The 21,432-nt window shown below is 71.2% G+C and carries 20 protein-coding genes; 12 read left to right on the forward strand and 8 right to left on the reverse strand.

Annotated features, from left to right (window positions below; translation table 11 throughout):
* Positions 1 to 205 precede the first annotated feature (205 nt).
* The 3 genes from AB0O28_RS03455 to AB0O28_RS03465 form a co-directional block, all read right to left on the reverse strand.
* Positions 206 to 1,531, reverse strand: coding sequence for a SidA/IucD/PvdA family monooxygenase (locus AB0O28_RS03455; protein WP_363635789.1), 1,326 nt, complete (start codon positions 1,529 to 1,531; stop codon positions 206 to 208).
* A gap of 51 nt (positions 1,532 to 1,582) precedes the next feature.
* Complete coding sequence (locus AB0O28_RS03460) at positions 1,583 to 2,983, reverse strand: aspartate aminotransferase family protein (protein WP_363636168.1); 1,401 nt, start codon at positions 2,981 to 2,983, stop codon at positions 1,583 to 1,585.
* 168 nt (positions 2,984 to 3,151) lie between these two features.
* Positions 3,152 to 4,177 (reverse strand): ABC transporter substrate-binding protein, encoded by a 1,026-nt coding sequence (locus AB0O28_RS03465; RefSeq protein ID WP_363635791.1) that lies wholly within the window; start codon positions 4,175 to 4,177, stop codon positions 3,152 to 3,154.
* A 135-nt stretch (positions 4,178 to 4,312) separates the two neighbouring features.
* Between AB0O28_RS03465 and AB0O28_RS03470 the strand changes: the two genes are divergently transcribed.
* The 6 genes from AB0O28_RS03470 (at position 4,313) to AB0O28_RS03495 (ending at position 11,118) form a co-directional block, all read left to right on the forward strand.
* Positions 4,313 to 5,353, forward strand: coding sequence for an iron chelate uptake ABC transporter family permease subunit (locus AB0O28_RS03470; protein ID WP_363635794.1), 1,041 nt, complete (start codon positions 4,313 to 4,315; stop codon positions 5,351 to 5,353).
* A gap of 94 nt (positions 5,354 to 5,447) precedes the next feature.
* Positions 5,448 to 6,488, forward strand: a complete 1,041-nt coding sequence (locus tag AB0O28_RS03475) for an iron chelate uptake ABC transporter family permease subunit (RefSeq protein ID WP_363635796.1) — start codon at positions 5,448 to 5,450, stop codon at positions 6,486 to 6,488.
* A 50-nt stretch (positions 6,489 to 6,538) separates the two neighbouring features.
* Entirely contained in the window at positions 6,539 to 7,363 is an 825-nt protein-coding gene (locus AB0O28_RS03480) for an ABC transporter ATP-binding protein (protein ID WP_363636170.1), read from the forward strand.
* A gap of 25 nt (positions 7,364 to 7,388) precedes the next feature.
* Positions 7,389 to 9,824 carry a penicillin acylase family protein gene (locus AB0O28_RS03485; protein ID WP_363635798.1) on the forward strand — a complete coding sequence of 812 codons (2,436 nt, stop codon included), beginning with the start codon at positions 7,389 to 7,391 and terminating at the stop codon, positions 9,822 to 9,824.
* On the forward strand, positions 9,814 to 10,395 hold the full coding sequence (locus AB0O28_RS03490) for a GNAT family N-acetyltransferase (protein ID WP_363635800.1): 582 nt from the start codon (positions 9,814 to 9,816) through the stop codon (positions 10,393 to 10,395). Before AB0O28_RS03485 ends, AB0O28_RS03490 begins: the two co-directional genes overlap by 11 nt.
* 15 nt (positions 10,396 to 10,410) lie before the next feature.
* On the forward strand, positions 10,411 to 11,118 hold the full coding sequence (locus AB0O28_RS03495; RefSeq protein WP_363635801.1) for a (2Fe-2S)-binding protein: 708 nt from the start codon (positions 10,411 to 10,413) through the stop codon (positions 11,116 to 11,118).
* A 60-nt stretch (positions 11,119 to 11,178) separates the two neighbouring features.
* On the opposite strand, the gene AB0O28_RS03500 is transcribed toward AB0O28_RS03495, so the two are convergent.
* The 5 genes from AB0O28_RS03500 to AB0O28_RS03520 all read right to left on the reverse strand — a co-directional run bounded on the left by AB0O28_RS03500 (position 11,179) and on the right by AB0O28_RS03520 (position 15,613).
* Positions 11,179 to 12,096, reverse strand: a complete 918-nt coding sequence (locus AB0O28_RS03500) for an RNA polymerase sigma-70 factor (protein ID WP_363635802.1) — start codon at positions 12,094 to 12,096, stop codon at positions 11,179 to 11,181.
* Complete coding sequence (locus AB0O28_RS03505) at positions 12,093 to 13,298, reverse strand: FAD-dependent oxidoreductase (protein ID WP_363635804.1); 1,206 nt, start codon at positions 13,296 to 13,298, stop codon at positions 12,093 to 12,095. Before AB0O28_RS03505 ends, AB0O28_RS03500 begins: the two co-directional genes overlap by 4 nt.
* 278 nt (positions 13,299 to 13,576) lie before the next feature.
* Positions 13,577 to 14,245 (reverse strand): cyclase family protein, encoded by a 669-nt coding sequence (locus tag AB0O28_RS03510; RefSeq protein ID WP_363635806.1) that lies wholly within the window; start codon positions 14,243 to 14,245, stop codon positions 13,577 to 13,579.
* Positions 14,242 to 15,192: an NAD(P)-dependent oxidoreductase gene (locus tag AB0O28_RS03515; protein ID WP_363635808.1), complete on the reverse strand. Its 951-nt coding sequence runs from the start codon at positions 15,190 to 15,192 to the stop codon at positions 14,242 to 14,244. The genes AB0O28_RS03510 and AB0O28_RS03515 overlap by 4 nt, the downstream gene beginning before the upstream one ends.
* Positions 15,182 to 15,613 (reverse strand): carboxymuconolactone decarboxylase family protein, encoded by a 432-nt coding sequence (locus AB0O28_RS03520; RefSeq protein ID WP_363635810.1) that lies wholly within the window; start codon positions 15,611 to 15,613, stop codon positions 15,182 to 15,184. The genes AB0O28_RS03515 and AB0O28_RS03520 overlap by 11 nt, the downstream gene beginning before the upstream one ends.
* A gap of 319 nt (positions 15,614 to 15,932) precedes the next feature.
* On the opposite strand from AB0O28_RS03520, the gene AB0O28_RS03525 reads away from it, so the two are divergent.
* The 6 genes from AB0O28_RS03525 to AB0O28_RS03550 are packed head-to-tail and all read left to right on the forward strand — an operon-like array spanning position 15,933 to position 21,431.
* On the forward strand, positions 15,933 to 17,153 hold the full coding sequence (locus AB0O28_RS03525; RefSeq protein ID WP_363635812.1) for an ABC transporter substrate-binding protein: 1,221 nt from the start codon (positions 15,933 to 15,935) through the stop codon (positions 17,151 to 17,153).
* A gap of 37 nt (positions 17,154 to 17,190) precedes the next feature.
* Positions 17,191 to 18,075, forward strand: coding sequence for a branched-chain amino acid ABC transporter permease (locus AB0O28_RS03530; protein WP_363635814.1), 885 nt, complete (start codon positions 17,191 to 17,193; stop codon positions 18,073 to 18,075).
* 32 nt (positions 18,076 to 18,107) lie between these two features.
* Positions 18,108 to 19,169, forward strand: coding sequence for a branched-chain amino acid ABC transporter permease (locus AB0O28_RS03535; protein WP_363635816.1), 1,062 nt, complete (start codon positions 18,108 to 18,110; stop codon positions 19,167 to 19,169).
* A complete protein-coding gene (locus tag AB0O28_RS03540) occupies positions 19,166 to 19,942 on the forward strand; it encodes an ATP-binding cassette domain-containing protein (RefSeq protein WP_363635818.1) in 777 nt (258 codons plus the stop codon). Before AB0O28_RS03535 ends, AB0O28_RS03540 begins: the two co-directional genes overlap by 4 nt.
* The gene (locus AB0O28_RS03545; RefSeq protein WP_142650063.1) at positions 19,942 to 20,658 is read left to right on the forward strand and encodes an ABC transporter ATP-binding protein; all 717 of its coding nucleotides are present in this window, start codon (positions 19,942 to 19,944) and stop codon (positions 20,656 to 20,658) included. Before AB0O28_RS03540 ends, AB0O28_RS03545 begins: the two co-directional genes overlap by 1 nt.
* Positions 20,655 to 21,431: an SDR family oxidoreductase gene (locus tag AB0O28_RS03550; protein WP_363635820.1), complete on the forward strand. Its 777-nt coding sequence runs from the start codon at positions 20,655 to 20,657 to the stop codon at positions 21,429 to 21,431. Before AB0O28_RS03545 ends, AB0O28_RS03550 begins: the two co-directional genes overlap by 4 nt.
* Position 21,432: the final 1 nt, after the last annotated feature.

Raw genomic sequence — 21,432 nt, forward strand, 5'->3', positions numbered from 1 at the left:
ATGAGCGGAACACACTGCGCCCATTGATTCGCTCGCTTCGCTCGCTCATGCCACCTCCTCGCCTAGCGGCTCGGAGCCGCATGAGCGGAACACACTGCGCCCATTGATTCGCTCGCTTCGCTCGCTCATGCCACCTCCTCGCCTAGCGGCTCGGAGCCGCATGAGCGGAACACACTGTGCCCATTGATTCGCTCGCTTCGCTCGCTCATGCCACCACTCCCTCGGGCGCGCCGAACTCCTGGAACGCGATGGTCTTCTCGATGGGGTAGTGCTCACGGCCCAGGATCTGGCTGATGATCCACGAGTTGCGGTACGGGCCCATGCCGAGGTCGGGAGAGGTGACGCTGTGGGCGTGGGCGGCGCCGTTCTGCAGGAAGATCCCCCGGCCGGTGACGTCGACGCTGTAGTTCCTGGCCACGTCGAACCGGCCGTGCCGGTCCCACCTGATCCGGTCGCGTACGGGCTCGAGGAAATCGGGGGGTGTGTAGCGATAGCCGGTGGCCAGGACGAGGCCCTGCGTGACGAGCGTGAAGTCGCGTTCCTGCTCCAGGTGGCGCAGCCCGAGCGTGTATTCGCCACGCCCGGCGTCGTAGGCGGCCTCGCGCAGCTCGGTGCAGGTCAGCAGCCGGGTGGGAACCGGGCCGCCGACGGTCTTGGCGTACAGCAGGTCGAAGATCTCGTTGATCAGGGCCGCGTCGATGCCCTTGTAGAGGCTTTTCTGCTCGGCTTCCAGGCGGTAGCGGGTGTCCTCGGGCAGCGCGTGGAAGTAGTCGACGTACTCGGGGGACGTCATCTCCAGAGTCAGCTTGGTGTATTCCAGCGGGAAGAACCGCGGGGACCTGGTCACCCAGTTCAACCGGTAGCCGCGCGTGTCGATGTCGGCCAGCAGGTCGCGGTAGATCTCCGCCGCGCTCTGCCCGCTGCCGACGACCGTGATGCTCTCCTTGGCCTGCAGCGCGGCCTTGGCGTCGAGGTAGCCGGAGTTGTGGACGAGGTCGCCGCCGAGGCCCCGGCAGGCCTCCGGCACGTACGGCGGGGTGCCGGTGCCGAGCACGAGGTGCGGGGCCCGGTGTTCGATCTCACGGTGCTCGGTCCCGCGGTGCTCGGTCCCCTCGCCGCCGTCGGTGACCGCGCGGACGACGTAGTGCCCGTCGGCCTCGTCGTACGTCACCGAGGTCACCCGGTGACCGAAGCGGACGCTCCGCAGCCGCCCGGCGGCCCACCGGCAGTACGCGTCGTATTCGGCGCGGAGCTGGTAGAAGCTCTCGCGGATGTAGAAGGGGTACAACCTGCCCGTCTCCTTGAGGTAGTTCAGGAAGGAGTACGGCGAGGTCGGGTCGGCCAGCGTGACGAGGTCGGCGATGAACGGCGTCTGCAGTGTCACGGAGTCGAGCATCATCCCGGGATGCCAGGCGAAGCCCGGCCTGGCCTCCAGGAACAGGCCGTCGAGCTCGGCGATGGGCTCGGCCAGGCAGGCCAGGCCCAGGTTGAAGGGCCCGAGCCCGATCGCGACGAAGTCATGGGTGGACATGTCTCTCCCCTGGTCGGCGAACAGGTCAGCGAATCGAATCGGCGAATCGGGTCAGCGGGGGCCGGCGAGCGGGACGAGGTCGTCCACGTAGCGCTGGGCGTGCCCGGCGAGCAGGTCGAGGACGTGCGCGATGTCGTCCAGCGTGGTCTCCGGGTTGAGCAGGGTGAACTTCAGGTAGTGGCGGCCGTCGACCGTGGTCCCCGCGACGACGGCCTCGCCGGAGGCGGCCAGCGCCTCGCGGGCGTACAGGTTCGCGTCGTCGGCGAGCTTGCGGCCCGGGCCCTCGGGAGGGAGGTAGCGGAAGACGAGCGTGCTCAGCGGCGACCGCGTGACGACCTCGAACCGCGGGTCGGCCGCGACCAGGGCGTACGAGGCGGCCGCGCGGTCCACGACCTCGTCGAACAGCTCGCCGACCGCGTCCGGCCCCATCACCCGAAGGGTGAGCCAGAGCTTGAGCGCGTCGAAGCGGCGGGTGGTCTGCAGGCTCTTGTCCACCTGGTTGGGGATGCCTCGTTCGGCCATCCGCCGGGGGTTCAGATAGTCGGCGTGGTGGGCCGCGTGCCGCAGCGTCGCGCCGTCGCGCACCAGCACGGCGCTGGAGCTGACCGGCTGGAAGAAGGACTTGTGGAAGTCGACGGTGACCGAGTCGGCCCGCTCCACGCCGTCGAGCAGGTGCCGCCGTCTGCGGGAGACCAGCAGCCCGCAGCCGTACGCCGCGTCCACGTGCAGCCACACCCCATCGGTCTCGCACAACGAGGCGATTTCGGGCAGGGGGTCGATCGAGCCGAAGTCGGTGGTGCCGGCGGTGGCCACCACGGCCATGACCACCAGTCCGGCTCGGCGGCAGCGGTCGAGTTCGCGGGCGAGCGCGGCCGGCCGCATCCGCCGATCGGCGTCGGTCTCGACGGTGACGACGGCGTCCGGCCCGAGACCGAGCAGGTTCGCCGCCTTGCGCACGCTGAAGTGCCCGGCCTCGGACGTGATCACCCGCAGCCGCGCCGGAGAGGCGCCCGCACGGGCCTCCTCACGGGCGAGCAGCAGGGCGTGGAGGTTCGACTGGCTGCCGCCGCTGGTGAAGACGCCGTCGGCGGCGGGGCCGAAGCCGATCCGGCCGGCCGTCCATTCGATCAGGCGGCGCTCGATGAGCGTGCCGCCCGCGCTCTGGTCCCACGTGTCGAGCGAGGAGTTCACCGCCGACAGGACCGCCTCGCCCAGCAGCGCGGGGATCACCACCGGGCAGTTGAGATGCGCCAGGTAGCGGGGGTGATGGAAGTAGACGGCGTCACGCAGGTAGACCCGTTCGAGCTCGTCGAGGGCGGCCGCGTGGTCGTGCAACGGCCGTTCGAGGTCGATCGCGGCGATCTCCGGTGCGAGCCGTTCCGGGGACACGCCGCTGAACGGCCGGTCGGCGCGCCGTATCCGGTCCGCCACCCGCCCGGTCCCCGCGGCCATCGCGGCCCGGTAGTCCTCCAGCGTGCGGTCGTTGAACAGGTACGGCCGCGCGGCCTCGGCATGGGGATAGGTCATGGTCATCCTTACCGTCGAGAGTTAGGGTAGGCATGCCTAACTAGGAGGCGTCGGCACGTGTCCCCGGGTGATTTACGCAGTCCTGTGGTGCGATCAGCCGAGCTTCTTGGCGTTCCGGATCGCCGTCGCGAGGTTTTCCAGGATCGGGGCGGCTCCGGCGTACGAGAACCGCGGCACGGGGTCCCAGCCGACGACCTGATCGGCCTTGACGGCGGGCAGCTTGGCCCAGGACGGCTTGGACGTCAGGTCCTTGGGCTGCAGCGCGGTGCCGCGGTTGTCGAGCAGGATCAGGTCGGCGTCGTACTTGTCGGCGTTCTCCCAGCTCAGGTTCTCGTAGTAGCCGCCCTCGCCGGGCTTTTCCGGCTTGACGACGTCGACTCCCAGCTGGGTGAAGTACATGAGGTCGGTGTTGACCTCGGGGTTGGACACGTACAGCACGTCGGGGCTGCCCGAGGCGGCCAGCACCTTGATGCCGGGGTTGTCGGCGACCGCCTTGCGCACGCTCTCGGCGGCGGCCTCGAACCTGGCCTTGGCCTCGGTGATCTTCGGGGCCCCGAGGTCCGCGCCGAGCGACTCGGCGAGGGCGGCGTAACGCTCGATCGGCTGGGTCATCGGGACGCGGGCCGCGCTGACGGCCACGGTCGGGGCGAGCTTGACGATCTTGTCCTTGCTCTCGTCCGGGACGTACCAGAGGGCTCCTGGGTCGTACATGTGCGTGACGAGAAGCTCGGGGCGCAGCGCCGCGTACTTCTCGATGTTGAACTCGCCCCAGACGTTGCCGAGGATCGTCACCTTGTTCACGTCCAGGTCGCCGGCCTGCGGCTCGGGCGAGCCGTCGGCGCGCTTCGTCTCACCGAAGACACCGACGATCTTCTCCTGCAGGCCGTAGTCGGCGAGCACCGCCGCCGTCCCGGTGAACGCCACGATCCGCGACGGAACGGCCGCGGCGGCGACCGTCTCCTTCCTGTCGTCGGCGAAGGACCACGACTTCGCGGCCTGACCCGCGGTGGCGGGCGCCGGATCACTCGACCCGCAGGCGGCCAGCGCCAGGGTGAGTACGGCGGCTCCGCCCGCCGCGAAAAGGCCGCGACGGGACATGGGGGAGTTCAGGTTTCGCACGGTTCGTCTTTCTCTCGTGGGGCGCAGGGTTCTGACGCTGGGCCTTGGGGTTGATCGCTAGTTAGGTTACCCTTACCTAAGTTCTTGTCCAGAGGGGCGAAAGGAATTCGTCCCCTGCCCCCACCGGAGCCGGACGTGGTCGTCACAGAGTCCCCGCAGATCAACGCACCCGCGCGGGTGCCGCGAAAACGCGCGGAAAACGGCCGGCGCGCCGCGGCGCTGCTGGGGTCGGCGATCGCACTGGCCGCCGTCCTCGTGCTCAGTCTCGGGTTCGGGGCCCGGCAGCTGTCCCCGGCCGAGGTCTGGCACGGGCTCGTCGACGCCGACTCGGCCGCCTACACGGTCGTCCACCAGATGCGGCTGCCGCGCACGCTCCTCGGGCTGCTCGCCGGAGTCGCGCTGGGGGTGGCGGGCGGCGTCATGCAGGCGCTGACCCGCAACCCGCTGGCCGATCCCGGTCTGCTGGGGATCAACGCGGGCGCCTCGGCCGCGGTGGCCACGGCCGCCGGGCTGCTGGGTGTGGCGACGTTCCAGGGCTACGTCTGGTTCGCCCTGGCCGGCGCCGCGGCCGTGTCCGTGCTGGTGTACGCGGTGGGCGGCGGGCGGGCGGCCACCCCGGCACGGCTGGCGCTGGCGGGAGCCGCCGTGAACGCCGCGCTCTACTCGTACGTGAACGGGACGATGCTGCTCGACGCGGCCTCGCTGGAGACCATGCGCTTTTGGACGGTGGGCTCGCTGGCGAGCGCGCAGGGCACGACCGCAGCCATGACGGCGCCGATCGTCGCCGTGGGCCTGCTGCTGGCTCTGGCCCTGGCCAGGCCGCTCAACGCGCTCGCGCTCGGCGACGAGTCGGCGCGCTCGCTCGGCGCGCACCCCGCCCGCGTCCGCGCGGGCGCCATCGTCGCGGTGACACTGCTGTGCGGGGCGGCGACGGCCGCCTGCGGGCCCATCGTCTTCGTCGGGCTCATGGTGCCGCACCTCGTCCGGGCGCTGACCGGTCCGGACCAGCGCTGGATGCTCCCCTGCTGCGCGCTGCTCGCGCCCGTGCTGCTGCTCGGCGCCGACGTGCTCGGCCGGCTGGTGGCCAGACCGGGCGAGCTGCAGGCGGGCATCGTCACGGCGGTGCTGGGCGGCCCGCTGTTCCTGTACTTCGTGCGAAGGAAGGTCCGCGCATGAGCGAGCGAATCAATGGGCACAGCGCGATCCGCGAGGTGCTCGCTGGCGCGCCTTCGGCACGACCGAACTCCGAGCCGTCAGGCGAGGAGCGGGCATGAGCGCGGTACGGCCCATGCCCGTGCGAAGGATCGCCGGCGGCGTGCCCCTGCGGTTCAGAGCTGTAGCCGTGGGCGCCGGCTGCCTGCTGCTCGCGCTCGTCTTCGGCGTGCTCGCGGTCGGCGGCGGCGACTATCCGATGAGCCCCTCCGACGTCGTACGCACCGTGCTGGGCGGCGGCAGCCCGGCCGAGGACTTCATCGTGAACGAGCTCCGGCTGCCTCGCGTGGTCACCGCGCTGCTCGTGGGCGCCGCCCTCGCGCTGGCCGGCGCGGTCTTCCAGTCGCTGGTGCGCAACCCGCTCGGCAGCCCCGACCTGCTCGGGTTCACCCAGGGCTCGTCGGCAGGGGCGCTCCTCGTGGTCGTCACCGGGGGCGGCAGCGCGGCCCTCGCGGGCGGCGCGGTGATCGGCGGGATCGTCACCGGAGTGGTCATCTACGCGCTGTCCTGGCGCGGCGGCCTCCACGGGCACCGCCTCGTGCTGGTGGGCATCGGCGCGACCGCCATCCTCACCGGCGTGAACGGTTACCTGCTGACCCGGGGCCGACTGATGGAGGCCGCGCGGGCCATGTTGTGGCTCACCGGCAGCCTGGACGGGCGCGGCTGGGGTGACGTGCTTCCGCTGCTCGCCGCGATGGCGGTGCTGGCGCCGGTGGTGCTGCTCGGCTGCGCGCGCCCGCTTTCGCTCCTGGAGATGGGCGACGACCTGGCGCGCGGCCTCGGCGTACGGGTGCAGGGCGTGCGGCTGGTCCTGCTGGCGGCGGCCGTGCTGCTCACCTCGCTGGCGGCGGCGGCCGCCGGGCCCGTGTCGTTCGTCGCGCTCACCGCCCCGCACCTGGCCAGGAGGATGACCCGGGCGCCCGGGCCGAACCTGCTCGCCTCGGCGTGCACCGGCGCCGCGCTGCTGACCGGCGCCGACCTGGCCGCGCAGCGGCTGTTCGCGGGCCACCAACTGCCCGTCGGGGTGGTGACGGGGGTGCTCGGCGGCGGCTACCTCGTCTGGCTGCTGGCCGCCCAGCGGAAGGCGGGACGGATTTGACCGAGACGATCGCGCCCGAAACCAGCGGGCGGGGATATGGAGTGGCGGGCATGCACGACGACGGGCCGCGCCTGAGCGGCGACGCGCTGACCCTTTCCTACGACAAGAGGGTCGTCGCCGAGGGCCTCGACGTCGCCATCCCCGACCGGTCCTTCACCGTGATCATCGGGCCGAACGCCTGCGGCAAGTCCACCCTGCTGCGGGCGCTGGCGCGCACGCTCCGGCCGGCCGCCGGGACCGTGCTGCTCGACGGGCGGGACATCACCTCCCTGCCCGTCAAAACGGTCGCCAGGACCCTCGGCCTGCTGCCCCAGACGTCCGTGGCGCCGGACGGCATCACGGTCGCCGAACTGGTCGGCCGCGGCCGCTACCCCCACCAGCGGCTGCTGCGCCAGTGGTCGGCCGACGACGAGCGGGTCGTACGCGAGTCGATGGAGGCCACCGGAGTCGCCGACCTGGCCGGGCGCCCGGTCGACGAACTGTCCGGGGGGCAGCGCCAGCGCGTGTGGATCGCGATGGCGCTGGCGCAGGAGACGCCGCTGCTGCTTCTGGACGAGCCGACGACCTACCTGGACATCGCCCACCAGATCGAGGTGCTCGACCTGTGCGCCCGGCTGCACGAGGAGCGCGGACGCACGCTCGTGGCGGTGCTCCACGACCTCAACCACGCCGCCCGTTACGCCACCCACCTGATCGCGATGCGCGACGGCCGGGTCGTGGCGGCCGGGGCGCCCGGAGAGGTCATGACCGCCGGTCTCGTGGAGGATGTCTTCCGGCTGCCCTGCCGGGTGATCGACGACCCGGAGACGGGCACTCCGCTGGTCGTGCCCGCCGCCCGCCGTCGTGCCGAATCGGCGGCGAGGACCACGTCGTGAACATCCCGGTGCCGGGGACGGCGTCGTGAGCAGGGTGTACCGGGACGCCTGGGGCATCCCTCACCTGCGTGCGGACGATCCGTACGAACTGGCCTTCGCGCAGGGCAGTGTCACGGCGCGGGACCGGGCCTGGCAGATCGAGGTGGAGCGGCGCCGGGCGACCGGCACGTCGGCGGCGGTCCTCGGACCGGACGCCGTCCCGTGGGACCGCTTCACCCGGCAGGCCCGGCTGGCGGACACCGCCGAGCGCTGCCTGCACGCCTTGGACGAGGACACGGCGCGCTGGCTGATCGCCTACGTGGACGGCGTGAACGCCGGACTGCCCGAAGGAGCGCGCCGGGCTCCGGAGTTCGCCGCGGCAGTGCCCGAACCGGCTGAACCCGGCGCGACGAGACCGGGCGCCACAGGGCCGGGTGTGACAGGGCTCGAAGCGCCAGAGCTCAAAGCGCCAGAGCTCAAAGCGGCGGGGCTCGCGCCGGAGCTCAAAGCGACAGGGCTCGCGCCGGGTTGCTGGGAGCCGTGGACGCCGCTGGCGATCTGGCTGTCCCACCACATCCTCTTCGCGCACTTCCCGGCGAAGCTGTGGCGCGAGGCGGTGGCCGACCGGCTGGGTCCCGAGATGGTCGTGATGTTCGCGGCCGACGGGCCGGGCACCTCGGGAAGCAACGGCTGGCTGGTCCCCGGAGATCACACCGCCACCGGCGCGGCCCTGATCGCGGGCGATCCCCACCGGTTCATCGAGGACCCCGGCTTCTACCAGCAGATCCGCCTGGCCTGTCCGGAGTTCGACGTCGTGGGGCTGGCCGTGCCGGGCGTCCCGGGCATCGCCCATTTCGGGCACACCGGCTCGGTGGCCTGGGCGATCACCAACGCGATGGCCGACTACCAGGACATCTACCGTGAACGGCTCCGGCGCCGGGACGGCGGCGTCGAGGCGCTGGGACCGGACGGCTGGCGTGCGGCCGCCGCCCACCTCGAGGTCGTGGAGGTGGCGGGGGAGGCCCCGGTCGCGGTCGAGGTGATCGAGACCGAGCGCGGCCCGGTCGTCATGATGGATGCCCACGTTTCGGAGGACGCAGGCCGGGACCGCGAGCAGGCGACCGGTCACCACCGCGAGCGGGAGTCCGGTCCCGTACGCGAGTGGCTGGCGGTGAGCCTGCGATATCCGACGCGGGTTTGCCGTGATCTGGGGTTCGCGGCGCTGCCGGCGCTGCTGCGGGCGAAAACCGTGGCCGACGTGGACCGGGCGCTCGATCGCTGGGCCGAGCCCGTCAACGTCGTGCTCGCCGCCGACACCGGCGGCGGGCTGCTGCACCGGGTCGCCGGGGTGGTGCCCGTCCGCCACCCGGACAACGCGCTGCGGGCCGTGCCCGCGTGGGAGCCCGGCCACGAGTGGCACGGCCGGCACGCGCCGATGCCGTGCTCCAAAGTCTCCGGCATCACGGTCATGGCGAACGAGCGCGGGATCGCCGCGCCGCTCGGCGTGGAGTTCGCCCCGCCGTACCGCGCCGACCGGATCAGGCGCCTGCTCGACGGCTCGCCCCGCTGGTCCGCCGGGGACATGGCGGCCGTCCACACCGACACCCTGCTGCCCAACGCGGGCCCTGTCCTGGACCTGCTGGCCGGGATGGACGGACTCGGCCCGGAGTCCGTACGCCTGCGGGACCGGCTGCTGAGCTGGGACCGGCGCATGAACGCGGCCAGCACGGACGCGGCGGCGTACGCGGCCGTCCGGGCGGAGGTGGTGCGGCGTCTGGCGGCGCATCCCGCCCTGGCCGTCCTGGCCGGGCTGGAGATGACGGTGCCCGAGGTCTTCCGGCCGTGGCTCGCGCTGGCGCCGCGTGTCGCGTACGCCCTGGAGAGCCTGCTGACGACCGACCGGCTGCCGGGACTGGACCGGGCAGCCCTCGCGGACCTGGCCCGGGCGGCGCTGGAGGACGTGGCGGCACGGCTCCGTCACCGGCGCCCGCCGGGGAGCACGGCGACCGGCGTCCGATGGGGTGACCTGCACCGGCTCACCCCCTGGCGGGCGCTGCCACTCGCCGCGGGCGCTGTGGACACCCCGGGCGCTGTGGACGATTCACGCGCTGTGGACACACCGGGCGCTGTGGACGATTCACGCGCTGTGGATGCCCCGGACTCCGGCGCGTCTCCACAGCCTGTGGATGGTTTCTTTCCGGGCGCGGCGTCGGCGGAGACGGGCCTGTCGGGCGACCACGACTGTGTGCTGTCCACGTCGAGCGTGCCCGGCGTCACGCATCGCTGCGCCCGGGGCCCGGCGGCACGCTACGTGTGGGACCTCGCCCGGCGCGACGCGAGCCTGTGGATCGTCCCGTTCGGCGCGAGCGGCGTGCCGGGCGATCTCCATCGGCGTGATCAGCACCCGCTGTGGCTGCGCGGTGAACTCGTGCCCGTGATCACGGACTGGAACCGACTCATCGAGGAGCGACATGCCCCCTGACGCACACACCACGGCTCCCGCGCGGCGCGACGCCGTGTACGAGCAGGTGGTCGAGGGATTCGGCACCATCCGTGTCGTGCCGGTGGACCCGCCGGCCGACGCCGAACTGATCCACTCCTGGGTCACCGAGGAACGGGCCCGGTTCTGGGGCATGCTCGACGCGAGCGTGCCGCGGGTTCTCGAGCTCTACGACTACGTGGACAGCCTCGACACCCATCACGCCTACCTCGTCCACCGGGACGACCGGCCGGTGGCGCTGTTCCAGACGTACGAGCCCGAGGCCGACCCGGTCGGGGAGTGCTACGACGTCCAGCCGGGCGATTTCGGCGTCCACCTGCTCATCGGGCCGACCGCGGGCGCGAGCGAGCGCGGCTTCACCGCCGCGTTGCTGTCCGCGCTCCTCGCGTACGCCTTCTCCGACCCGCGTCACACCCGGATCGTGGCCGAGCCTGACATCCACAACGACAAGGTGATCGACCGCCTGCTGCGGACCGGTTTCACGCTCGGGCCCGAGATCGACCTGCCGGAGAAACGGGCCCGGTTGCTGTTCCTGACCAGAGACGACCGCTGAGACCAAGGAGTGCGCGTGCTGCTCGACGCCCTTACCGACCACCTGGAAGGCCTCGCGGCGGAGCGGGGCGGCGTGCTGGGGGTCCTGCCCGGGCTGGTCGCCGACGACTCCCCCGGCTGGATGCCCGCCGCCGATCTCGCGCGGGAGCCGTACGAAGGTCTGCTCGCGCTGGTGGACGAGACGGCCGCACGCTGGAGCGCGCCGCGTCACGTGGCGGCGGCGCTGCTGTGGAAGACGTACGGCTACTGGCACACGATGCCGATGGCCCTGGGCTGGGGTCTCGACCGCCGGGTGCCGCTGATGCGTCTCGAGGACACGCTGGTCAGGCCGTCCGCGGCCGGGGTGACGGTGGCGGCGTCGCGGGTGACCGTGGCCGTGCTCCCCGGCGACCCGCTGGCCGGGACCGAGGGGACCGTCGTCGTCCCCGACCTCGCGGCGGCCATCAAAGAGGCGCTCCTGGAGAGCCAGTATCCGTTCGTCAGGGCGCTCAGCGCCGTGACCAAGGTCGGCGAGCGCACCCTGTGGGGCTCCACCGCCGAGGCGTTCGCCCACCCGCTGCTCACGCTCGGGTCGTACGCCGAGGCAGCGCGGCTGCTCGACGAGATCGGGCCGCCGGTGGCCGGGCTGCTCGTTCCCGACGGCGACGGGTATCGCCGCCGCACGTGCTGCCTGTGGATCACGCTGCCGGACGCCGACCCCTGCTCCACCTGCTGCGTGTGCTGACCGGCCCCCGGCGGCGCGGACGTGGCGGCCGTCATCGCGTGCCCGCCGGGGGACCGGTGCTCATCGCGTCCCCAGGCTGCGAGGGGTGCCGTCGGCGATGGCCTGGAGTTTGTCGGGGTTGGCGACGTTGTGAATGGTGATGATCCGGCCATCGGCGTCGAAGTCGAAGGTGACGGTGGCGATCACCCGGCTCCCGCCGCTGAAGACGACGCCAGGCCCGCCGTTGATCTCGACGAGTTCGGCGTTCATGTCCGCGGGTTCGACGCCCTGGTAGGTGACGGTGCCGACGGCCGCGAACCAGGCGGCCACGGTCGCCGCGCCCACCACCGGGCGCAGGGCCTGACGAACCTTGCCGCCGCCGTCGGTCCACAGGGTGACATCCGGAGACAGCAACTCCATCAGGGCGTTCACGTCACCGCCGGTCGCGGCGGCGAAGAACCGCTCGGTGACCTCACGCTGCCGTGACCGGTCGGCGGCGAAGCGCGGCCGCCGGGCCCGCACATGCTCGCGGGCGCGGTGCGCGGCCTGCCGTACGGCGGTCTCGGACCGCTCGACCGCCTCCGCGATCTCGGCGTGGCTGAAGCCGAAGACCTCCTTCAGCACGAACACCGCGCGCTCCAGCGGGCTCAGCGTCTCCAGCACCACCAGCATCGCCATCGACACCGACTCGGCGTCCGCGACGGCCTCGGCGGTGTCCACGCCGGTGAGGATCGGCTCCGGGAGCCACGGTCCCACGTAGGTCTCACGCTTGTGCCGGGTGGAGCGCAGCCGTTCCAGCGCCAGATTCGACACGATCCGCGTCAGGTACGCCTTGGGATCGGCCACCTGGGAGCGGTCGGCCGCCGACCACTTGATCCAGGCGTCCTGGACCGCGTCCTCGGCGTCGGCCGCGGTGCCGAGAAGGCGGTAGGCCACCGAGAACAGCAAATTCCGATGGTCGACGAACATCTGCTGACCGAGGTCGGAGGGCTCGGTCATCGCGCCTCCCCGCCCCGGGTGAAGCGGCCCCCTCGGGGCCAGAACACGCCCGAGGCGGGCATCTTCTTCATGCGGCCCCACGTGGGCCAGGGTGCGGCGGACACCGTCTCCTTATAGCGGGCCGCGACGCGGCCGGTCAGATACAGCCGCCGGGGGCTGTCGTCGGGGTGGGTGAACTGCACGACCGCGTCGTGCCGGCCCAGGCTGACCGGCGTGTGGTAGTAGCCGAACCGGAACGGCCTGGGCCGCTTGCCCTGCAACTCCCGGACGATCGACACCGCGGCGTGCACCCCGGTCGGCATGCCGCCCTGGCAGGTGCCGTGCATGACGCCGTAGCCCTGCCGGATCGCGGCCGCGTCGCCCACGGCGTACACCTCGGGGTGGGACACCGACCGCAGCGCGGCGTCGGTGACGACGCGGCCGCGTTCGTCGACGGTCAGCCCGGCGGCGGCCGCCAGCGGCGACACCCGCGTGCCGCTCGTCCACAGAACCGCGTCGGCCGCCACGCTCTCCCCGCCGGCCAGCTCGACCGCGCCGGGCAGCACTTTCACGACCTCGACTCCGCTGCGGACCGTCACGCCCAGACGCGCGAGCGCGGCGTGCAGATACGCCCTGGCCTTGGAGTTCATGGCCGCGCCCGGCTCGCTCCGGCCGAGCAGCACGACGTTCAGCTCCGGATGCCGCTCGGCGATCTCCGCGGCCGACTCGACGCCGGTCAGCCCGCTGCCGACGACCGCCACCGTGCCGCCGTCGAGCCGCGACAGCCGGTCGGCCAGCAACTCGGCGTCCTGGGCGCCGTTCAGGGTGTACGCGTGGTCCTCGACGCCCGGCACCGCCGGCGTGCCGGCCACGCCGCCCAACGCGTACACCAGCGTGTCGTAGGGCAGGACGCGTTCGTCGTCGATCCGCACGGTCCTGGCGTCCGCGTCCACCGCCGTTACCCACCCGCGCTCGAAGTGCGCGCCCGTGCCCTCCAGCAGTTCGGGGATGCTCAGCTCGGCGAGCCGCTGCCCGGTCGCCGTCATGTGCAGTCGCAGCCGCTCGGTGAACCGCTCCTGCGCGTTCACCAGGGTCACCCGCACCTTCTCGCCTGGCTTGACCCGGCATGCGAGCTGGATCGCCGCGGACAGGCCCGCGTACCCCGCTCCCAGAACCACCACCCGGTGTGCGGCCGCCCCGCCGGTCTCGTGCTGTGCGCTCATCGTTCCGCCTCCTCGTTCCACCGTTTGCGACCAGCAGATGGAAGCGGTTCGCCCATACGTGACACGCGTCCGATGTGACGCTCGCCACAGCCGCCTCATCGCACGCTCACGGCTACCCGGCAACTGCGACCGATGCCGGGCGGACCTCACCGGCGATCCACGCCGGTCGACGACCGGCAACACCCGCTGTCCGGATCGCTGGGCACCGTCAAGCACGACGTGGCCGGTCAGAGCGAGACCCAAGCCTTTACCGGGAGGCGCTCCCTACATCCTCACCGTCAGGGCAGGGAACGGGAGAGCGCTCGTACGGGCGCGCCGTCCGCGCCACCGATGTTGAGCGGGGTGAACACGGACTCGACGCGTCTGCCGGACAGCTCGCCGAGGTTCGTCACGTGCTCGGCGATGAGGACACCCGCGCGCAGGAGCACCTGGTGCACGGGCCAGGTGAAGCCGGTCGGGCGGAGATGGACGGGGAGGTCGGGCGTCGGTGTGTCGAGGGCGATCATCTTCACGCCGCGCTCGACGAACCAGTGCGCCAGTTCCAGTGACAAAGACGGGTGCTCGTCGTAGCGCGGGCTGCCGAAATACCGCCACCAGCCGGTCTCGAGCAGGACGATGTCATCTCGCTCGATGGCCTCGGCATCGACGAGGGCGTCCACTCCGAACACCTCTCGATCTCCTGCCCGGACCCGGCATACGATGCCGGGTCCGGTGAAGCGGCCGACGGGGAGATCGTCGATGGCCGGCCCACCGTCGATGAAGTGGCAGGGAGCGTCCACATGGGTCCCGACATGCACCACCATGTCGATATGGGTGACGTTGAGCGGGTGTTCAGGCATGGACAGGAACCGTGAATAACGGGGCGCGGGGAAGGTCGGCACCCGGGGAAGGCCGTCGACGAGCCGATGGGAGAGGTCGACCCACTCGCCGACGTCGGTGCCGCTCACGTCGTCACCGTCGAATGCTCACCCTCGTGTACGGACAACACTGCCTCGTTCCGCTCCTCGTACGGGCGGACGATCTCGGTGTGGTCCGCGGCCGCGGCCAGCGTCTGACAGGCGTCCACCCATGCGGCCAGAACGCTGTCAGCGACCGGTGTGGTCACCTCAAGAGCTCGGGCCAATCCGACCGCGATGCCGACGTCCTTCTTCAGTAGGGCGGCGGTGAAGCCGGAATTGAAGGTGCGCGGAAGGACGAACCGGGGGAACTTGTGCTCAGTGGACCCGCTGCGACCGCTGCTCGTGTTCACGACGTCGAGGACGACGGCGGGATCCAGGCCGAACCGGGCGGCGACGATCAACGCCTCCGTCGAGGCGACCAGGTGAGCCGCGGACATGAGGTTGTTCAGGGCCTTCACCGCGTGCCCCGCCCCTACCGGACCCACGTGGGTCACCTGGCGACCCACCGCGCGAAGGACCGGCCGCACCTCTTCCACGATCTCGCCGGGTCCGCCGACCATCACGGTGAGCGTCCCGGTCTCGGCTCCGGCGACTCCACCGCTGACGGGCGCGTCGAGGACGGTCACACCGGCGGCGCTCAGCTCGGCCGCCAACGCCTGCGTCCGCAGCGGCTCGGACGAACTCATGTCGACCAGCACGCGGAGCGCGCCCGGAGCGCGGTCACCGACGAGTTGAGCGGCGACTTTCTCCACCACCGATGACTCGGGCAGCATCAGCACGACGATCTCGCATCGATCGGCCATGCCGGGCAGGTCCTCGGCGCGAGTGGCTCCCCCTGCCAGGGCCCGGTCGACCGCATCGGCCGATGTGTCGTAGGCCTGCACCTCGGCCCCGGCGGCGAGAAGACGGGCAACCATCGGGCCGCCCATGTTGCCGAGGCCGACGAAGCCGATCGGCCCCAGCTCCCGGAGGCCGGCGTCCAGATCACTCACCATCGATGCCGTCCAGCGCCACCTGGGCGTTCCGGCTCGCCTCCAACGCCGCCGGGACGCCACAGTAGATCGCGGTCTGCAGGAGGACCTCCTGGATCTCCTCGACGCTGCAGCCGTTCCGAATCGCTCCCCGCACGTGCAGCTTCAGCTCGTCGGGCTTGCCCAGCGCGGTGAGCATCGCGATGTTGATCAGGCTGCGGGTCCGGAGCTCCAGGCCGGGCCGCGTCCAGATCTTGCCCCAGCAGTATTCGGTGACGAGCTCCTGCAGCGGCTGACCGAACGGGGTGGCCCGCGTCCGCGACCGGTCGACATGCTCATCGCCCAGCACTCGACGGCGTACGCGGTCACCGGCGGCGAGCATCGTCTCCGGTTCCGGCGGAGGTGCTGAGCTGCCGTTGTGCGAGGGAGTGCTGGCGGCGGTCATGGGGGTCCTCTCGAGCGATCGGCAATCGAGTAGCGGTATTTAACCATGGTTTCAGACATCTGCAAGCAGCTATTGACCTATCAGACAGGTCTCCCTACTGTCTCTTGCAGCGTCACCCCCGGAGACGCCGATCAGAGCGTCGCGCCATCCCCGACCATGAGCGCCCCTGGGCGTCCTTCCCGCCCCGAGGTGGCGCCCGGGCTCGCCTGAGAGGACATAGACAATGCCGACCCCTGCCCCGAAGCGACGGGCGCCCCGTCGCGTCCCGAGATCCAGCCGCGGAGCGACCCACCCGCGCCGCCTGGCGTGGCTGGCCGTCGTGGGATCCGGAGCACTCCTGCTGAGTGCGTGCGGTGGTGTCGCGAACCAGAGTGCGAGCGCCGGCGCGAACTCCGGCGACTGCGGCGACGAGATCGTGATCGGCGCGCCGTACCCGCTCTCCGGTCCGCTCGCGGAGTTCGGCACGAACTCACTGCAGGGGATGCGGGTGGCCGCCGACGAGGTCAACGCGTCGGGCGGGATCGCCTCGCTCGGGGGAGCGAAGCTCAAGGTGGTACAGGAGGACACGAGCAGCAGCGACGTCGCGCAGGCGAAGAGCGCGGCGACGAAGTCGATCAAGAGCGACCACGCGGTCGCGCTGGTCGGCGCGTGGTTCAGCAACTTGACCACGACGGTCTCGACGGTCGCCCAGGAGGCTCGCGTGCCCTTGGTCACGCAGGCCTGGGCAGACTCGCTGTCCCAGCGCAAATACGAGTACTACTTCCAGCCGCCGCCGAAGTCGTCGCAGATCGGCGGTGCCGCGACGTCGGATGTGCTGGCCGCGGCGCGGGCCGCGGGCCACAAGTTCACCCGGATCGCCGCTGTCGGGCCGAACGACACCGCGAACACGCAGCAGATCACGACCGCCATCCAGGCTTTCAAGGCCGCTGGCGTCACCGCGAAGGATCCCGAGTTCTACCAGCCCGGTATCGCCGACGCGACACCGATCGTGAACCGCATCGTCGAGCAGAACCCGGACCTCGTGCTCATGTCCGGTCCGCCGGCCGACGTGACCCTGATCATCAAGGGACTGCGCGCCAGGGGGCTCCACGCTCCCATCCTGGGATTCGGCGGTGCCTTCGTGGCGCCGAGCCTGGGCAAGACGCTCGGTGACGACGTGAACGGCCTGATGGCGGTCGGGGCGTGGAACGACGACCTGCCGCTCGACGGAGTCGCGCAAGCGAGCGCGGCCTACAAGAAGCAGTTCAACGCCCCGTTCATGCCCATGGAGGCGGGGGAGTCCTGGGTGAACGTGCACCTGATCGCCGAGGCCATGAACCAGGCCAAGACCTGTGACCCGGACAAGATCGCGTCTCAGCTGCATTCGATGCACGTCACGTCCGGCCCGGCGGCCGCGATGCCCGGCGGTGAGGTGTCGTTCGATCAGGACGGCACGAACCCGCACGCCGTCCCGGTGCTCACGCAGTGGACGGACGGGGTGCCGAAGACGGTGTGGCCGCAGAAGTACGCGACGGTGCAACTGACCCTGGGCGCGCGATGACCGAGGCAACGTGTCGGACCCGCGTGGAGGTGAGTCGATGAGCACCCTCCTGCAGGTTCTCGTCTCCGGTGTCTTGGTGGGCGGCCTCTACGGGGTGATCAGCAGCGGGCTGTCGCTGAGTTTCGGAATCACCCGGATCGTGAACTTCGCCCACGCGGACTTCGTGACGATCGGGATGTATCTCAGCGTGGTCGCGGTCAGCGCGCTCGGATCGTTCGGGCTGTTCCTCACCCCGGTGTTCGGTCTCGCCATCGGCCTGCTGGGCGTGCTGGTCTACCTGCTGCTGCTGCGTCGGACCGCGGTCGGCGCGACGACCGAGGACGAAGCGCACCTGCCCCAGATCGTGATCACGGCGGCTCTCGGCATCTTCATCCAGTCGCTGTTGCTCGCCGTGTTCACCTCTACCGACCGCAGCGTCAACACCGTCCTGGACGGCGCGTGGCGGGTGGGAGGGCTGTCACTGTCCAAGGCGCAGGTGGTCGCCTTCGTGATCGCCGCTGTGGCCTTCGCCGTTCTCGATCTGGTCGTGAACCGGACGGAGTTCGGGCGAGGACTGCGAGCGGTCGTGGACGACGCCGACGCAGCGGCGATGGTCGGGGTGAACCGTCGGCGGGTCTTCTCGATCAGCATCGGGATCGGCGTCAGCCTCGCCGGCCTGGCGGGTGGCCTGCTTGCCACCTATCAGACCGTCAACCCGACGACCGGGTTCGGCTATCTCGCGCTTGCCTTCGTGACGGTCGTCCTCGGCGGCCTCGGCAGCATCCGGGGCGCCTTCATCGCCGGCATGGTCATCGGCGTCGTCCAGCAGGCGACGGCCACCTACGTGGCGCTCGACCTGCAGAACCAGGCGGTGTGGATCGGCTTCCTGGTCGTCTTGCTGGTGCGACCTCTGGGGCTCTTCGGAAAGCGGGTGATGACGTGAACCTGGTGCGGTCAGCACCCGGCCGACCAGCCTTGATCGCGCTGGCGGTGCTGCTCGTGGGCTGGTCACTGCCGTTCTGGCTCATCCAGACGCAGTTCATCCTCGTGGTGGCGATCTCCGCGGCCGTGTGGGCCATCGCCGCACAAGGGTGGAACATCGCCGGTGGCTACGGCGGCCTGCTCTCCTTCGGGCACTCGGTCTACTTCGGGATCGGCGCCTACACGACGGCATTGCTCACCATCCATTTCGGCCTCACCCCCTGGGTGGGCATGCTGGTGGGAGCGCTCGCCGCGGCGATCGCCGGGGCGATCACGACGTTCCCGGCCCTCCGTCTCAAGGGCACCTACTTCACGCTCGCGACGTTCGTCCTCACTCTGCTCTTCGCCGATTTCGCCACACACTTCCGGGACTTCACCGGCGGCGATGTCGGCCTGAGCATCCCCTTCCTGCGCGACGCCCCCGAGATGTTCCAGTTCGACTCGGCACTCACCCTGTACTACGTGGTGGTCGCCATCCTCGCGGTGGTGACGCTGATCGTCGGCCTGCTCGCCGCGAGCAGGCTCGGCCTGTTCCTGCGTGCCAGCCGGGACGATCCCGATGCGGCTCGGGCGGCAGGCGTGGACGTGACCCGTGTCCGCCTCGTCGGGCTGTCGCTGAGCGCGGCGGTCACCGGGGTGGCCGGTGGCGTCATGCTGCAGTCCCTGCGGGCCATCGACCCCGTGACGGGATTCGGCGCCAACACGGCGTTCGTCATCGCCCTGGTGGCTCTCACCGGTGGGCGGGGAACCGTGGTCGGTCCGATCGTCGGCGCCGCCGTCCTCATCCCCGTGCAGCAGATCCTGTCCGCGCAGTTGTCCTCGGCTCCCCCGGGGCTGTCGGGTATGGCCTACGCGGTCGTCGTGGCCGCCGTGATGCTCGTCGAACGACGAGGTCTCGTCTTCCTCATCGCTCGACTGGCGCGAGCGGTCACCGCCGCCGTCCAGGCGCGCCGGCCGCACCGGCCCGGCGGGAGTCCGGCCGGCGGTGGCGACGCCACGCGAGCGGCCACCGTGCCCGCGCAGGAAATCCCCGAACAGCAGAGGAGCGGATCGTGAGCGCCAGCCGTGAGAACGTCCGGACTGGTCCCGACGGGGAGCCGGGTCTGCTACGGATCACCGGTGCCTGCGTCACGTTCGGGGGACTGCGAGCGGTGGACGACGTCTCGCTGGAGGTCGGCAGCGGCGAGATCGTCGGCCTCGTCGGTCCGAACGGAGCCGGCAAGAGCACTCTGTTCGGCGCGATCGCCGGAGCGGTCCGGCTCAGTGGTGGGTCCATCGAGTTCGCCGGGCGCGACGTCACCGGGCACGGAGCTCAGCGCATGTCGACCTGGGGCGTCGCCCGGACCTTCCAGAAGGTCAGGTTGTTCCCCACCATGACGGCCGAGGAGAACGTGCTGGTCGCCGCACGCGCGCACCACCGGAATGCTCGCGAGGCCCACGAGGCGGTCGCCGCCGCGCTCGACATGGCCGGCTTCACCCTGGATCCGGCGACTCCCGCCACGGCCCTGGCCCTGGCGGACCGCAAGCGCGTCGAGATCGCTCGTGCGGTCGCCTCCCGCCCCCGGCTGCTGCTGCTGGACGAGATGCTCAACGGGCTCACGCGCCAGGAGACCGACGCTCTCGTGGCCGCGGTCGCGAAGCTTCCGGCGGCGGGGATCACCGTGATGCTCGTCGAACACGTGCTGCACGTCGTACGCAGCCTGTGCGATCGCCTGGCCGTGCTGCACCACGGCAAGCTGATCGCGACGGGCGACCCCGCCGACGTGCTCGCTCGGGACGAGGTCATCGAGGCATGGCTCGGACGAGCCCACGCGGAAGGAGCGCGCTGATGCTCGAGGTCCGGAATCTGTCGGCTCGATACGGCGACAGCCACGTGCTCGACGACGTCTCCTTCGCCGTCGCCGATGGTGACTTCTTCGGGATCCTGGGGCCGAACGGAGCGGGTAAGACCACCATCCTCCGAGCCCTGGCGGGGCTGACCCCACCAGACGCCACCGGCCACGTGCGGTGGAACGACATCGATCTGGCCGCCGAACCCGCGCACCGCAGGCCGGCGCTGGGAGTGGCCCACGTCCCCGAGGGGCGGCGCATGTTCTCGTCGCTCACGGTCGAAGAGAACCTGCTCATGGGGGCCTACCGACGGGGCAAGGCGTGGCAGAGCCGCAACCTCGACCGCGTCCTGGAGACCTTCCCGGAACTGGCCGACCGTCGCGACCAGCAGGCGGGCAGCCTGTCGGGAGGCCAGCAGCAGATGGTGGCCATCGGACGCGCGCTGATGGCGGAGCCGCGGCTGCTGCTGCTCGACGAGCCCTCTCTCGGGCTGGCGCCCGTCGTGGTCGCGCGGGTGTTCGAACTGCTCACCACTCTTCACCAGGCGGACGGCGATCTCACGATCGTCCTGGTCGAACAGAACGCATTGGAGGCGATCCCCCTGCTCACCCGTGGCTGCGTGATCGAGCGCGGCAGCGTCGTCATGGCCGGAACCCGCGCCGAACTCGAGGCGTCGCCGGCCGTTGCCCAGGCCTACTTCGGAGCTGCCTCATGAGCGCCCAGTCGTCCCGCGCCACACCGCTGCGCGGCCGGACGGCGCTGGTCACCGGCGGAGGAAGCGGCATCGGTCAAGCCATCTGCGCTCACTTCGCCGCCGCCGGCGCAGCTGTCGCGGTGCTCGACCGGGACGGTAAGGCCGCGGCACGGACCTCCGACCAACTGGCCCGCTCCGGAGCCGTGAGCTGCGCCGTGACGCTGGACATCTCCCAGATCGAGCGAATCGACGCGGCGCTCGACGAGGTGGAGGCGGCACTGGGCACGCCGGACGTGGTCGTGAACAACGCCGGTGTCGGCGTGCACGCCGACTTCCTCGACGTGACGCCCGAGCTCTGGGACCAGACGCACTCCATCAACGCCCGGGGCACGTTCTTCATGACTCAGCGCACGGCCGCGCGTCTTGTGGCCCAGGGGCGGCCGGGTTCCATCATCAACGTGACCTCCGTCGTCGCGGAGCGGGTCTGGCTGCCCAGCACGGCTTACGCGGCGAGCAAGTCCGCGGTCCGCACCTTCACCGAGTACGCGGCCGCCGAGCTCGGCCCGGCGGGTATCCGCGTGAACGCGCTCTGCCCCGGGCCGACCGATACCCCACTATCCGCTCCCCGCTACCAGGACCCCGACTATCGGGCCGGGCTGCTGGCGGTCGTGCCGCTCCGGCGCATCGGAACCGTTGACGATCTGGCCCGGGCGGCGGTGTTCCTCGCCAGCGACGAATCGGCGTTCACCACCGGCAGCACCGTCTACGTCGATGGTGGAAGGCGGGTCGGGTGAC

This window comes from Microbispora sp. NPDC088329, from assembly GCF_040685655.1.
Classification (GTDB): Bacteria; Actinomycetota; Actinomycetes; order Streptosporangiales; family Streptosporangiaceae; genus Microbispora.

Excerpts from the sequence above, each read along its gene's own strand:
- AB0O28_RS03455 (WP_363635789.1), bottom strand. The coding sequence starts at position 1,531 with ATGTCCACCCATGACTTCGTCGCGATCGGGCTCGGGCCCTTCAACCTG.
- AB0O28_RS03460 (WP_363636168.1), bottom strand. The coding sequence starts at position 2,983 with ATGGCCGCGGGGACCGGGCGGGTGGCGGACCGGATACGGCGCGCCGAC.
- AB0O28_RS03475 (WP_363635796.1), top strand. The coding sequence starts at position 5,448 with ATGAGCGCGGTACGGCCCATGCCCGTGCGAAGGATCGCCGGCGGCGTG.
- AB0O28_RS03480 (WP_363636170.1), top strand. The coding sequence starts at position 6,539 with ATGCACGACGACGGGCCGCGCCTGAGCGGCGACGCGCTGACCCTTTCC.
- AB0O28_RS03490 (WP_363635800.1), top strand. The coding sequence starts at position 9,814 with ATGCCCCCTGACGCACACACCACGGCTCCCGCGCGGCGCGACGCCGTG.
- AB0O28_RS03500 (WP_363635802.1), bottom strand. The coding sequence starts at position 12,096 with ATGACCGAGCCCTCCGACCTCGGTCAGCAGATGTTCGTCGACCATCGG.
- AB0O28_RS03505 (WP_363635804.1), bottom strand. The coding sequence starts at position 13,298 with ATGAGCGCACAGCACGAGACCGGCGGGGCGGCCGCACACCGGGTGGTG.
- AB0O28_RS03515 (WP_363635808.1), bottom strand. The coding sequence starts at position 15,192 with ATGGTGAGTGATCTGGACGCCGGCCTCCGGGAGCTGGGGCCGATCGGC.
- AB0O28_RS03520 (WP_363635810.1), bottom strand. The coding sequence starts at position 15,613 with ATGACCGCCGCCAGCACTCCCTCGCACAACGGCAGCTCAGCACCTCCG.
- AB0O28_RS03530 (WP_363635814.1), top strand. The coding sequence starts at position 17,191 with ATGAGCACCCTCCTGCAGGTTCTCGTCTCCGGTGTCTTGGTGGGCGGC.
- AB0O28_RS03545 (WP_142650063.1), top strand. The coding sequence starts at position 19,942 with ATGCTCGAGGTCCGGAATCTGTCGGCTCGATACGGCGACAGCCACGTG.
- AB0O28_RS03550 (WP_363635820.1), top strand. The coding sequence starts at position 20,655 with ATGAGCGCCCAGTCGTCCCGCGCCACACCGCTGCGCGGCCGGACGGCG.